Raw genomic sequence first — 14,430 nt, forward strand, 5'->3', positions numbered from 1 at the left:
TCGACTGACATGCCGCTTTCGCGAGCAGGCTCGCTCCCACAGTTGTTCGGTGGTGATTTTGAGAGAGTTGTCTGTAGTCGCATGCGCCGATTTTCGAAGGCTTTTTCGCCAGAAAAAGTAGGGCAAATCTGATTTTCCCGTCACCCACCCAACACCCCTTGCCCCTCATGCAGAATCGCCCGCCCTCAATCTGCAGAGACACATCGGATGTTCGCGCCTGCCAATCAACCGCGTTTCACGTTGACCCTCGAAGGCGCCCAATTTGATCTCAAAGTCCTTGAGTTCACGGGCAAGGAAGCCATCAGCCAACCCTTTCGCTTCGACCTGGAACTGGTCAGTGAACGGCCCGACCTGGACCTCGAGAGCCTGCTGCATAGTCAGGCGTTCCTGAGCTTCGATGCAGAAGGTTCCGGTGTCCATGGTCAGATTTATCGAGTCGGGCAGGGTGATTCCGGGAAACGTCTGACGCGCTATCACCTGAGCCTGGTACCGCGTCTGACTTACCTCGGGCATCGCATCAACCAGCGGATTTTTCAGCATCAGACGGTGCCGCAGATCGTGGCGCGGATCCTCAAGGACCACGCGATCCTGCGCGACGCCTTCGAGTTTCGTCTCGGCAGTGATTACCCGATGCGCGATTATTGCGTGCAGTACGCCGAAAGCGATCTGGCGTTCATCCAACGGCTGTGTGCCGAAGTCGGCATTCATTTTCATTTTCAGCACAGCCCCGACGGGCATCTGTTGGTGTTCGGCGACGATCAAACGGTGTTCCCGCGCCTGGCCGAGCCGACGCTGTATTTGCCGGGGAGCGGCATGTCGGCTGGTGCGCCCGCCATCCAGCGTTTCAATGTCCGGGTCGAAACCCGCACCAGCGTGGTCACCCGGCGCGACTACAACTTTGAGAAGCCGCACTTGCAACTGCAAAGCCACAGCGACAGCGAGCAGCGCCCGGTACTGGAGGATTATCGTTTTCCCGGCCAGTTCAACGATCGCGAGACCGGTAAGCATCTGGCGCAGCGCACGCTTGAGCGACATGTCGCCGATTACCGTCAGGCCGAAGGCATCAGCGACGTCTCTGCACTGGTGTGCGGACATTTCCTGCAACTGACCGAACACCCGCGCCGGGACTGGAATGACCTGTGGCTGCTTACCGCCATCGAACACCGTGGGCGACAGCCGCAAGTGCTGGAGGAATCGGTCACCAGCGATGGGGAAACATTCCAGGGTTACCGTAATACCTTTCTTGCTACGCCGTGGGACGTGTTCTTCCGCCCAGCCCTCGGCCCGGAAAAGCCCCGGATGCTTGGCTATCAACCTGCCGTCGTCACCGGGCCGCACGACGCGGAAATTCACTGCGACGAGTACGGTCGGGTCAAGGTGCAACTGGCCTGGGACCGCGACGGCGAGCTGAATGAGCATTCCAGTTGCTGGCTGCGTGTGGCAACCGGTTGGGCACATGACCAATACGGCAGCGTGTTGATCCCGCGAGTCGGCATGGAAGTGCTGGTCGGTTTCATCGACGCCGACGCCGACAAACCGTTGGTGATGGGGTGCCTGCCGAATGCCGCGACCCCGGTGCCGCTGGACCTCCCGGCGGACAAGGCCCGCAGCATCTTCCGCAGCCATAGCAGCCCCGGTGGCGGTGGTTACAACGAACTGCGCATCGACGACAAAAAGGGCGCCGAAGAAATCTACCTGCGTGCCCAGCGCAACTGGACCCAGCATGTACTGCACGACCAGCAGGTGCAGGTCGACAACCAGCGCAGCATCGTCGTCACGGGCACCGCCAAACATGAGTTGAAGGCCGACGAACAACGCATCACTCACGGCCAGCGCCAGATCGAAGTCAAACAGGACGATCACCTGACGGTGGTCGGCGATCGGCATATTCGGGTGAGCAACCAGGCCACCAGCGCCAGCGCACAAATCCACGTCAGTGCCGGGCAGCAAGTGGTGATCGATGGCGGCGCGAGCGCCACGATTCAGGCCGGCGGGCAGTGGATCAACATCGGGCCTGGCGGGATCTTCAGTAGCGTGCCAATTCAGGTCGGTGGCGCGCCGATGACGGCGATGGGCGCGGCACCTAGTGTGCCGGGACTGCCAGCGAAACTTGCAGCGGCACCGGCGGCCATGCTCACCGCCGCACAAATCATGAGCTTTAAAGGTGATGCGCCATTCTGCGAAGAGTGCGAGCGCTGCAAGGACGGTGTTTGTGCAACCTGAGTGCCTGACGCCTTCAGCGTGGCTGGCGCGTGAGCCGCTGAAACCTGCGGAGCAACTGTTCGCGATTTTCAGTAATGCCAGCGACGCCAGGCCTCCGCTGGTCGGACCCCACCCGATCTGGGCGGACACGATCTACGCCGAGTGGGACGCGGTAATGCCCTTTGTAGGAGTTGTCGCGGCGGACAGTGCGTTTCTCGATTGGGTGGCCTCTACCGAGTCTCGCGACTGGGGGTGGTTGGCGGTGTCCTCGGCGAGCCTGGAGGTGGTGGTTGAGCACTTTCGCAGCCTGACTCAAGTGCTGATGCCGGACGGCGCAGCGGTGTTTTTTCGCTTCTGGGATGGGCGTTTTGTGTTGCCGATCCTGCAGTCCGACGAAGTGCAATCTGCGCAGTTGATGCCGGTGATTTCGCGCGGCTTGATCAATGGACAGGCCGTGGAGATCGGGGGCAGGGCGCAGGTTTCGGGGCGAGTGTTTCCTTGGTGGAAAGTAACGGGATCGGTCTTGGCCGCAACTGCTGATGACATTCGCATCGGCAATGCTGTGCAGTGGCTGAGCGAGGAGCATCCTGCCTTGTTCGAGGCCTTTCCCGAGCCGGTTTTACGTTGCAAGGTCAGGCGGTTTTTCCAGGTTTCAGCGTCGGAAGAAACGTCGCAATCGGCCTTATTGGACCATTTGCAGGACGAAGCAGAATGAAATTTCCGGGCGAAGTCCTCGGATCAGCGATGTTCGCGTCCTGGGTTTTGATAAAGCTTTCGATGGGTTGTCGAGGTACCTGAACTGTGGCGAGGGGATTCATCCCCGATGGGCAGCGAAGCGGCCCCAAGACCTGTCATCGTGGAGCATCAAATAAAACATGTGACGGAATAGGGGGCTGCTGCGCAGCCCATCGGGGATGAATCCCCTCGCCACAGATATTGGGCCGGATCTTAAGGTGTAAGAGGGCCGCTCAGCCCCCAACCCCTGACTTGCCGCCCGGTAAAAGGTAAACTTCACGGCCCTCGCAGGAGCAGCCATGAATTATCGTCACGCCTTCCATGCCGGCAATCACGCCGATGTGTTCAAACACCTGACCTTGACCCGCCTCATCGCCCTGATGTCGCGCAAGGAGCAGCCGTTTGCCTATCTCGATACGCACGCCGGTATCGGTCTGTATGACTTGCAGGGCGATCAGGCCAACCGTACCGGTGAGTACCTGGAAGGCATCGCGCGCTTATGGGATCAGCCGGATTTGCCGGCGCTGACCGCCGATTACATGAAGGTGCTGCACGAGATGAACCCGGATGGCCAGTTGCGTTACTACCCGGGGTCACCGGAGCTGGCGCGGCGTCTGACCCGGCCGCAGGATCGGGTGATGCTCAACGAGAAACACCCGCAAGACGGCGTGCAGCTCAAGGAGAACATGGCCGGCGATCGTCGGGTCAAGGTGCATCTGGGCGAGGGCTGGCACGTGGCGCGGGCGATGCTGCCGGTGCAGGAGAAGCGGGCGGTGATGCTGATCGATCCGCCGTTCGAACAGCTCGACGAGATGCAAAAGTGTGCGGCGTCGCTGAAAGAGGCGATTGGCCGCATGCGCCAGACCGTCGCGGCGATCTGGTATCCGGTGAAGGATCAGCGTGCGTTGCGCCGTTTCTATCAGGATCTGGCCGGTACCGGCGCGCCGAAGTTGCTGCGCGTGGAACTGCTGGTGCATCCGCTGGATACGCCGAACAGCCTGAACGGCTCTGGCATGGCGATCGCCAATCCGCCGTGGGGGCTGGAGGAAGAATTGCGTGAGTTGCTGCCGTGGTTGTCGAAGAAGCTTGGGCAGACTCAGGGTGGATGGCAGATGGATTGGTTGATTGCCGAGAGCTGATCAACGGCAAGATTAAAAGATCGCAGCCTGCGGCAGCTTCCACAGGATCTAGTGTCATCCACCAATGTGCGGACGATCACTGATTTTCTGTAGGAGCTGCCGCAGGCTGCGATCTTTTGCTTTTAAGGGTCAGTTACCCGCCAGGCTCGGTGGCATGCACACGCCGGTGCCGCCGATCCCGCAATAACCTTCAGGGTTTTTCGCCAGGTATTGCTGGTGATAGGCCTCGGCGAAATACACGGTCGGCGCCTGTTCGATTTCGGTGCTGATTTCGCCCAGGCCTGCCTTCGACAGTTCAGCCTGATACACCGCTTTGCTCTTCAGCGCCGCGTCCAGTTGCTCTGGCGAGGTCGCGTAGATCACCGAGCGGTATTGAGTGCCGATGTCATTGCCCTGGCGCATGCCCTGAGTCGGGTTGTGCAGTTCCCAGAACATCGCCAGCAGCTCTTCATAGCTGACTTTGGCCTTGTCATACACCACCAGCACCACTTCGGCGTGGCCGGTCAGGCCCGAGCAGACTTCTTCGTAAGTCGGGTTCGGCGTGTAGCCGCCGGCGTAACCGACCACGGTGCTGACCACGCCTTCGCGCTGCCAGAAACGGCGCTCCGCGCCCCAGAAGCAACCCAGACCGAAGATCGCGAAGTCGACGTCCTGGAAAAACGGGCCGAGCAACGGGGTTTCTTCGAAGACGAAGTGCTTTTCAGGCAGGGTCATCGCGGTTTCGCGGCCGGGTAGAGCTTGGTCTTTGGTCGGTAGCACGTTTTTGTTCACCAGAATTTCCGAGCGCAGAACCATGATCGTTCCTCTCAGTCAGGATGGGATGTAAAAAATCAGACCGCCAGTGTGCCGAATGATGCCGGATTTCGCACTATTCAATGTAGGAGCTGCCGCAGGCTGCGATCTTTTGATCTTGGCTTTAAAAACCAGAATCAAAAGATCGCAGCCTGCGGCAGCTCCTACATCAAAGGGCGGGGGGGGGCTACAGGCAGAGCGGGCCGCGCGGGTAGCGCTTGAGCGCCTGAATCAGCTCGCCGCCGGGGATCGGCCGGTCGAACAGGTAGCCCTGGCCGACGTCGCACCGGTGGCGACGCAGGAACGCCAGCTGCTCGGCGGTCTCGATGCCTTCGGCCACGACCTTGAGCTTCAGGTTGTGCGCCATGGCGATCACCGCGGAGGTGATTTCCATGTCGTCCTGATTGTCGGGGATTTCGTGGATGAAGCTGCGATCGATCTTGATGATGTCGATCGGGAATTTCTTCAGGTAACTGAGCGACGAGTAACCGGTACCGAAGTCGTCCATGGCCAGAGTCAGGCCCAGGCGCTTGAGCTGATCGAGCTGCAAGTGCGTATCTTCGGTGGCTTCCAGCAGCAAACCTTCGGTCAGCTCCAGTTCGAGCAGACTGGCCGGCAGCGCTTCTTCCTTGAGGATGTTGGCGATGGACGCGACCAGATCGGGATCGGAGAACTGCTTGGGTGACAGGTTGATCGCCACTTGCAGATTGCCCATGCCCGCGGCGGTCAGCGCTTTGCTCATGCGGCAGGCCTGGCGGGCAATCCACTTGCCGATCGGAATGATCAGGCCGGTTTCTTCGGCCACGCTGATGAACTGATCCGGGCGGATCATCCCGCGTTCGGGGTGGTTCCAGCGCAGCAGTGCTTCCATGCCCAGCAGGCGACCGCTGCGCAGGCATAGCTTGGGCTGGTAGAACACGTCCAGCTCGTTCTGGGTCAGGGCGCGGCGCAGGTTGTTCTCGACGAACAGCTTGTAGCTGGCCTCGGCATTCAGCGCTTCGGTGAAGACTTGCACCTGATGCTTGCCGTTGGCCTTGGCTTTGTGCAAAGCGAGGCCGGCGTTGCGCATCAGGGTTTGCGGGTCGCGTCCGTGCAGCGGCGCGCAGGCCAGGCCCACGGAGCCGGTGACGCTGATCAACTGGTTGTCGACGAACATCGGTTTGTCGAGGGTCGCCAGCAACTGGTTGGCGATCTGTTGGCCGGTGGCGAGATCCGTGTCGTCGAGCAGTACGGCGAACTCGTTACTGGCAAACCGCGCGAGGCTGCCGCTCGGGCTGAGGCTGTTGCGCAGACGCCGGGCCAGGCTGATCAACAGTTTGTCGCCGGTCTGGTGACCGAGGCTGTCGTTGATTCGCTTGAAGTTGTCGATGTCCACCAGCAGCAGGCTGATCGGCGTATCGCTATCGCGGGCGAAGCGCTCGTCCAGATTGCGGATAAACGCCGGTCGGTTGCCGAGGTTGGTCAGATTGTCGGTGTACGCCAGACGCTCGATGCGCTGCTGCGCCAGTTTGGTCTGAGTGATGTCTTCGTAGATGCCGATGTAGTGCGTCAGTTCGCGGTTGTCGCCATACACCTTGGAGATCGACAACTGGCCCCAGTACGGTTCGAGGTTCTTGCGCCGGCTTTTGAATTCGCCCTGCCAACTGTTGCTCTTGGCCAGTGCCGAGGGCGCATCGAACAGCAGCTCGCTGAGGTTTTCCAGGGCCGGCAGTTCCGACAGGCGCTGGCCGTGGACTTCTTCGGTGGAATACTGGGTGATCGCGGTGAAACTCGGGTTGACGTACTCGACCACACCGTCGCAATTGACCAGCAAAAAGGCGTTGGCACTTTGCTCCACTGCGCGCTGGAACAGGTGCAGGGCGCTGGTGGCGGTGCGGCGGTTGTGGTTGTTGATGACCTGGGCGAATTGATCCGCCAGCTCACCGGCAAAGGCGATTTCATCGGACTGCCAGGCGCGGGTCACGCCGGTCTGCTCCAGACAGAGCACGCCGACCACCTGGCCGTCGACGCGGATGCTGGCGTCGAGCATGGCGTTGACGTCGCGCGGGCGCAGGGCCTCAGCCATCTCGCGGGTGCGCGGGTCGCGCATCGCATTATGCGCGTCGATGGCGCGGCTGCCGTGCAGCGCTTCCATGTAGTCGGGAAAGCCGCTGATGTCGATCACCTCTGGCAGGAGGTATTCCTGCGTTGCGCGGTGATACGCGGAAATCGGCACCAACAGATTGCCTTCGAGGTTCCACAGGCTGGCGCAGTCGATTTCATAGATATCGCAGGCGCAGCGGGTGATCAGTTCGGCGGCTTCCTGCAGCGAGTTGTGGCTGCTGTAGCGTTGGCGGGCGAGCAGCAGAATCAGGTCCTGCTGGGCGCGCACCCGATCAAGGTGCTGCAGTTGTTCTTGCTGGGCGCGCTGGTTGAGTTCGAGGGCGATCTGCAGGCGCGAGTTCTGGGTTTCGAGGTCGACCGAGGGCAGCGCTGGCGCTTCGTCGAAGACATCATCGACCGCCAGTAGATAACCGCGCAGCAAGTGCCGATTGTGCTGCTTATAGGCTTCGCCCAGCTCGAGGATGCTCAACACGCCAGCGGCGGTGTGCAAGGTGTAGCGCACCAGATAATGCGGGCTGTCGCGCAGTTGTTGCTGAATGGTGTCGTGCAGTTGATAGCGCGCTTCAGGCTCCATCAGGCTGGCGTAGGGCGAGCCGACCAGGGCACACAATTCGACGGCCGGCTGGCCGAACTGGCGTTCGCAGTTGGGGTCGAGAAACAGCATCGCCCAACTGGCTTCATTCAAGCGCTCGAAACGCAGCATGCCGAGCCGCGAGGGCACAGGCAACTGCGTCACTACCTCGGCCGCCATACGGCTGGCGGCATCGGGTTGGCTCTTCATGAAGGAACTCGCTTGGAAATATGCTGAACGCGCCGGGCTCGCGCCCTCTTTACTGTTGCCTGCGGCAAGGTTGCATCATTGCGGCACCGACTGACAAGAGAGATGAAGGCCAAGTGCTATAAGAATGTGTCGGCCGCTCAGAGCATTTCTCCAGTAGGTGGTTGAAAAGAGCAAAAGATCGCAGCCTGCGGCAGCTCCTGCAGTGGATGCATGCCAATGTAGGAACTGCCGAAGGCTGCGATCTTTCAAGATATCAGCGTAATTTCAGGCTGATCGATTGCAGCTTCTTGCCATCACGATCATGGTAATTGACCAGAATTTGATCAGTCTCGACGACTACATGGGCGAAGTTGTCTTCGCTGATGACCGGGCTGGTCAACTCATGCTGATAATCACCCGTCGACGTGCGCGCCAGCGGTCGATCGAGGATAAACGTCGACGCCGTGGCATAGGGCAGCAGCTTGCTGTTGCACAGCGGCGAGGAAACGATGGTATGGACCTCGAAGTCCGGGTCTTCACTGTGGGTCAGGCGCGAAGTCAGCGAGCCATGCACATCGCCCGAGACAAACACGACATTTTTGATGCGTCGGGTTCGGATGGTTTCCAGCAGGCGCAGGCGCTGCTCCGGGAAAGCTTTCCAGGCGTCGTCGCCCAGCAGTTGGCGATCCGGGTAGAACATTACGCTGGTCACGACGAATTTCACCCGCGCCGAACTATTGATCAGCCATTCGATCAGCGCCTGTTCCTGCGCTTCATCGAGGATGCGGCGATCATCGGCTGACAGGTTGCGGCGGGTGCGGCTGTCGGTCACAAACCATTCGATATCAGCGTCACTGAATTGATACCAGTAGTGCTCGAGTTTTGCCCGATTCACCTTTTCGTTAGTTGTAAGTTCATGCGCCGGGCTGTGGCTGACTTGATAGATTTCATAGGCGGCCATTGCATTGCGATATAACACTTGATCTGATTGTTCGGCATTCGCCGGCCAATTGTCTTCGATTTCGTGATCGTCCAGGATCATATAAGTCGAAGTGCCGGACATCAAACGCTGAATATTCGGCTGAGAGAAGGCCGCACGGTACTTGCTGAGGATGTCCTTATATTCACGATCAGGTGCGAACAGATTTAGGTCGTCGAGATAAACCTGATCACCCGTCATCAGGGTGGCACTGATCGGCGGCTGCGCACCTTCGATCAATTGGTTGATGGAGGCAAAGATCCGGTCACCCAGATGGGGCAGCACCGGCACCCCCGCCGTCATGCGCAAATAGCGGCAAGAGCCGACGATATAGGCCTTTGGCTGCAGGGCATTGCTGGAACGGGTGCGCAATCGGTAGATTTCCCGCGGCCACTGCAGCGGCAGTTCGGCGACACTGTCCACGGTATGGACCGGATTCATCGGGCTGAACCAGCCGGTCTGGTATTCATATTCGGTGTCACTGCTCAAGTTGTTGAGGGTGAACACTTCGGTCATGTCGCGCAGCGCATCGGGTTCGGCGAAAGTACTAGCTGACCACTGTTGTGTTCCAGACTTCCGATAGCGAATGGCGGCAAATACCGGTGCATTGCCTTGCTTGTCGGCGCGCATGAATATGCGCGCGTGATGAGTTGTCGTGTGGCCGATAATCGGGCCAATAGTTGGCTTGAACATATTCGAGTCCATTCGAGTAAGTTTCATTTTTTATAAATAACGCAGGGAAAACGTTATTTAATCCGAGGGCAGAGATTAGTTGCCTGTCGATGAAAAATATCGAGACGAATTCGACTGCAGTCGTAGTTCAAGTAAACCGAACTTGTAGGAAGAGGCGCTGCACTTTTTTCAGTGCAAAAAAAGCCCCGTCAAACTGACGGGGTTGAGGTACGAGCGTGTGGCGCTCGAAAACGTGGAACGCAGTCGGCCCTCCGTTGCCGGAGGGCCGAACGCTTTACAGCAGGATGGTGCGGATGTCGCCCAGCAGGCTGCCCAGACGCTGGGTGAAGCGTGCAGCAGCAGCGCCGTTGATCACGCGGTGATCGTAGGACAGCGACAGTGGCAGCATCAGTTTCGGCTGGAAGGCTTTGCCGTCCCAGACTGGCTGGATGGTTGCCTTGGAAACACCGAGGATCGCCACTTCCGGCGCGTTGACGATCGGCGTGAAGCCGGTGCCGCCAATGTGGCCGAGGCTGGAAATGGTGAAGCAGGCGCCCTGCATCTCGTCCGAAGAGAGCTTCTTGGTCCGGGCTTTTTCAGCCAGCGAAGCAGCTTCTGCGGCCAGTTGCAGCAGGCTCTTCTGGTCGACGTTCTTGATGACCGGTACCAGCAGGCCATCCGGGGTGTCGACGGCGAAACCGATGTTGACGTACTTCTTGCGAATGATCGCCTTGCCGCTTGGCGCCAGCGAACTGTTGAAGTCCGGCAGTTCCTTGAGCAGGTGTGCGCAGGTCTTGAGCAGTAGCGGCAGGATGGTCAGCTTGACGCCGGCCTTCTCCGCGACGGCTTTCTGCGCAACACGGAAGGCTTCCAGCTCGGTGATGTCCGCCGAGTCGAATTGCGTCACGTGCGGCACGTTCAGCCAGCTGCGGTGCAGGTTGGCCGCGCCGACCTGCATCAGACGGGTCATCGGCACTTCTTCGATTTCGCCGAAGCGGCTGAAGTCCACCACCGGAATCGGCGGGATGCCTGCGCCGCCAGTTGCGCCGCCAGCAGCTGGCGCTTCCTTGGCCTTCTGCATCATCGCCTTGACGTAAACCTGCACGTCTTCCTTGAGGATGCGACCGTGCGGACCGCTGGCGCCAACAGCGCTCAGCTCGACGCCGAACTCACGGGCCAGTTGACGCACGGCAGGGCCGGCGTGAACTTTCGCGCCAGGCTTGGCCGGCGCAGCAACCGGAGTGGCAGCAGCCGGGGCAGCGGCAGCCGGAGCAGCAGCGGCAGGTGCCGGAGCGCTTGGCGCAGCGGCAGCTGGAGCCGGGGCCGCAGCCGGAGCCGCACCTTTGACTTTCAGCTTGAGGATCAGATCGCCGGTGCCGACTTCGTCGTCCAGCTTGATCGAAACGCTTTCCACCACGCCCGCGGCAGGCGACGGGATTTCCATGCTTGCCTTGTCGGATTCGAGGGTGATCAGCGACTGGTCGGCTTCAACGCTGTCGCCAGCCTTGACCAGAACTTCGATGATCTTGGCCTTGCCGGCCGAACCGATGTCCGGAACGTGGATGTCCTGAACGCTGTCGGCGACCGGGGCGGCTGGAGCGGCAGCCGGAGCAGGCGCAGCGGCGGGTGCCGGAGCAGCAGCCTGAGCCGGAGCGGCCGCAGCCGGGGCCGCAGCGCCCGCCACTTCCAGATCCAGAATCAGGTCGCCAGTGCCGACTTCGTCGTTGAGCTTGACGCTGATGGCCTTGACCACGCCTGCGGCAGGCGACGGGATTTCCATGCTGGCCTTGTCGGATTCCAGGGTGATCAGCGACTGATCAGCCTCGACGGTGTCGCCGACCTTGACCTGGATCTCGATGATCTGGGCCTTGCCCGACGAACCGATGTCCGGCACGTGCACTTGCTGCACCGAAGCGGCAGCCGGGGCAGCGGCTGGCGCGGCAGCAGCAGGAGCGGCAGCAGCCGGTTTTTCTTCGGCTTTGGCCGGTGCAGCGGCAGGCGCAGGAGCCGCTTGCGCGGCGCCCTCGACTTCCAGCTCGAGCAGTTCGTCGCCTTCTTTCAGGCGGTCGCCCAGCTTCACTTTCAGGCTCTTGATGACACCGGCTTTCGGGGCCGGCACTTCCATGCTGGCCTTGTCCGATTCCAGGGTCAGGATGCTCTGGTCGGCTTCGATACGGTCGCCGACCTTCACAAACAGTTCAATTACTTCACCTTCACCGCTGCCGATGTCAGGTACGCGAATGAGTTCGCTCACAAAATGTCTCCTCAGCAGTCCAGTGGGTTGCGTTTTTCCGGGTCGATGCCGAACTTGACGATGGCCTCGGCCACGACTTTAGGTTCGATATCACCACGGTCAGCCAGTGCTTCCAGGGCTGCCAACACCACGAAATGACGGTCGACTTCGAAGAAATGACGCAGTTTCTTGCGGCTGTCGCTGCGGCCGAAACCGTCGGTGCCCAGGACTTTGAATTCCTTGGACGGTACCCACTGACGGATCTGCTCGGCGAACAGCTTCATGTAGTCGGTAGAGGCAATGACCGGACCTTTACGGCCGCTCAGGCACTCTTCAACGTAGCTCTGCTTGGGCTTCTGGCCAGGCTTGAGACGGTTGCTGCGCTCTACGGCCAGGCCGTCGCGACGCAGTTCGTTGAAGCTGGTGACGCTCCATACGTCAGCGCCGATGTTGAACTCTTCACGCAGGATCTTCGCCGCTTCACGCACTTCACGCAGGATGGTGCCGGAGCCCATCAGTTGCACGTGGTGCGCTGCATCGCGGGTGTCTTCTTCGAGCAGGTACATGCCTTTCTTGATGCCTTCTTCGGCACCGGCCGGCATGGCTGGCTGCTGGTACGACTCGTTCATCACGGTGATGTAATAGAAGATGTCCTGCTGCTCTTCGGTCATCTTCTTCATGCCGTCCTGAATGATCACCGCCAGCTCGTAGCCGTAGGTCGGATCGTAGGTGCGGCAGTTCGGGATGGTCGCGGCCAGCAGGTGGCTGTGACCGTCTTCGTGTTGCAGGCCTTCACCGTTCAGGGTGGTACGGCCGGCGGTGCCGCCGATCAGGAAGCCACGGGTGCGGCTGTCGCCAGCGGCCCAGGCCAGGTCACCGATACGCTGGAAGCCGAACATCGAGTAGAAGATGTAGAACGGCAGCATCGGCTGGTTGTGGCTGGAGTACGAAGTACCGGCGGCGATGAAGGAACTCATGGCGCCCGCTTCGTTGATGCCTTCTTCAAGGATCTGACCTTTCTGGTCTTCCTTGTAGAACATTACCTGGTCTTTATCGACTGGCTCGTAGAGCTGGCCGACAGAGGAGTAGATGCCCAGCTGACGGAACATGCCTTCCATACCGAAGGTACGGGCTTCGTCCGGGATGATCGGCACGATGCGCGGGCCGATTTCCTTGTCCTTGACCAGTTGCGCGAGGATGCGCACGAAGGCCATGGTGGTGGAAATTTCACGGTCGCCCGAGCCGTCGAGGATGGCTTTCAGGGTGTCCAGGTCCGGGGTCGGTACGCTGAAGCTCTGCGCGCGGCGCTGTGGTACGAAACCGCCCAGTGCAGCACGGCGCTCGCTCAGGTAGCGGGCTTCGGCGCTGTTTGGCTCTGGCTTGAAGAACGGCAGGTTCTCCAGCTCTTCATCCTTGACCGGGATGTCGAAGCGATCACGGAACAACTTCAGGCTGTCGACGTCGACTTTCTTGGTGTTGTGCGCCGTGTTTTTCGCTTCGCCGGCACCGGTGCCATAACCCTTGATGGTCTTGGCCAGGATGACGGTAGGTTGTTCTTTGTGGTTGACCGCTTCGTGGTACGCCGCGTAGACCTTGTACGGGTCGTGGCCGCCACGGTTGAGTTTCCAGATCTCGTCGTCGGACAGGTCGGCAACCATCGCCTTGAGTTCAGGCGTGTTGAAGAAATGCTCGCGAACGAACGCACCGTCTTTGGCTTTGTAGTTCTGGTACTCGCCGTCGATGACTTCGTCCATGCGACGTTGCAGGATGCCGTCGACGTCCTTGGCCAGCAGTGGGTCCCAGAAACGGCCCCAGATGACTTTGGTCACGTTCCACTGTGCACCGCGGAACACGCCTTCGAGTTCCTGGATGATCTTGCCGTTGCCGCGAACCGGGCCGTCGAGGCGCTGCAGGTTGCAGTTGATGACGAAGATCAGGTTGTCCAGCTTCTCGCGGCCGGCCAGGGAGATCGCGCCCAGGGATTCCGGCTCGTCGCACTCGCCGTCGCCCAGGAAGCACCAGACTTTCTGTTTGCCCGGCTGGATGAAACCGCGGTGTTCCAGGTACTTCATGAAGCGTGCCTGATAGATCGCCTGGATCGGACCCAGACCCATGGATACGGTCGGGAACTGCCAGAAGTCAGGCATCAGCCAAGGGTGCGGATAGGACGACAGGCCCTGACCGTCGACTTCCTGGCGGAAGTTGTTCATCTGGTCTTCGGTGATGCGGCCTTCCATGAATGCACGGGCGTAAACGCCTGGCGAGGTGTGGCCCTGGAAGTAGATCAGGTCGCCGCCGTGTTCGTCGGTCGGGGCCTGGAAGAAGTAGTTGAAGCCGATGTCATACAGGGTCGCGCTGGAAGCGAAGCTGGAGATGTGACCACCCAGGTCAGAATCTTTCAGGTTCGTACGCATTACCATGGCCATCGCGTTCCAGCGCACCAGCGAGCGAATGCGGCGTTCCATGAACAGGTCGCCAGGCATGCGTGCTTCGTGGGTTACCGGGATGGTATTGCGGTAAGGCGTGGTGATGGCGTAAGGGAGCTGCGAACCGCTGCGGGTCGCCAGTTCACCCATACGGGTCATCAGATAGTGAGCACGGTCTTCGCCTTCTTTGTCGAGAACCGATTCCAGGGCGTCCAGCCATTCCTGGGTTTCGACGGGATCGAGGTCTTGCATGGCTTGCTCCAGGGCGGAAAGGCTTCCAGAATCGGTTGCCTGAGTTTGCGACTGGCCTTGTGGGCAGACGATTTAAAATTCTTGGATTGCCGACAGGTTGTTCCGGCGGCGTGTAGTTTTACTACAAATCTTTGAGC

At 60.1% G+C, this 14,430-nt stretch carries 8 protein-coding genes; 3 read left to right on the top strand and 5 right to left on the bottom strand.

All coding sequences use genetic code 11. From position 1 onward, the window contains the following. Positions 1–207: 207 nt before the first annotated feature. The 3 genes from AC193Q_RS22595 (at position 208) to AC193Q_RS22605 (ending at position 4,076) form a co-directional block, all read left to right on the top strand. Positions 208–2,223, top strand: coding sequence for a type VI secretion system Vgr family protein (locus tag AC193Q_RS22595; RefSeq protein WP_483878801.1), 2,016 nt, complete (start codon positions 208–210; stop codon positions 2,221–2,223). Next, positions 2,213–2,917, top strand: a complete 705-nt coding sequence (locus AC193Q_RS22600) for a DUF4123 domain-containing protein (RefSeq protein ID WP_047290929.1) — start codon at positions 2,213–2,215, stop codon at positions 2,915–2,917. Before AC193Q_RS22595 ends, AC193Q_RS22600 begins: the two co-directional genes overlap by 11 nt. Positions 2,918–3,236: 319 nt before the next feature. Next, a complete protein-coding gene (locus tag AC193Q_RS22605; RefSeq protein WP_041065871.1) occupies positions 3,237–4,076 on the top strand; it encodes a 23S rRNA (adenine(2030)-N(6))-methyltransferase RlmJ in 840 nt (279 codons plus the stop codon). Positions 4,077–4,205: 129 nt separating this feature from the next. On the opposite strand, the gene msrA is transcribed toward AC193Q_RS22605, so the two are convergent. The 5 genes from msrA to aceE form a co-directional block, all read right to left on the bottom strand. Continuing rightward, positions 4,206–4,871, bottom strand: coding sequence for a peptide-methionine (S)-S-oxide reductase MsrA (gene msrA, locus AC193Q_RS22610; protein ID WP_047290930.1), 666 nt, complete (start codon positions 4,869–4,871; stop codon positions 4,206–4,208). Between the two features lie 184 nt (positions 4,872–5,055). After that, positions 5,056–7,752 (bottom strand): putative bifunctional diguanylate cyclase/phosphodiesterase, encoded by a 2,697-nt coding sequence (locus tag AC193Q_RS22615; protein WP_047290931.1) that lies wholly within the window; start codon positions 7,750–7,752, stop codon positions 5,056–5,058. Between the two features lie 253 nt (positions 7,753–8,005). Then, entirely contained in the window at positions 8,006–9,403 is a 1,398-nt protein-coding gene (locus tag AC193Q_RS22620) for an alkaline phosphatase D family protein (protein WP_483878802.1), read from the bottom strand. A 274-nt stretch (positions 9,404–9,677) separates the two neighbouring features. Next, positions 9,678–11,636 (bottom strand): dihydrolipoyllysine-residue acetyltransferase, encoded by a 1,959-nt coding sequence (gene aceF / locus AC193Q_RS22625; protein WP_483878803.1) that lies wholly within the window; start codon positions 11,634–11,636, stop codon positions 9,678–9,680. Positions 11,637–11,647: 11 nt separating this feature from the next. Next, positions 11,648–14,293, bottom strand: a complete 2,646-nt coding sequence (gene aceE / locus AC193Q_RS22630) for a pyruvate dehydrogenase (acetyl-transferring), homodimeric type (protein WP_003220999.1) — start codon at positions 14,291–14,293, stop codon at positions 11,648–11,650. Between the last annotated feature and the right edge of the window lie 137 nt (positions 14,294–14,430).

The organism is Pseudomonas sp. F2, from assembly GCF_057174385.1.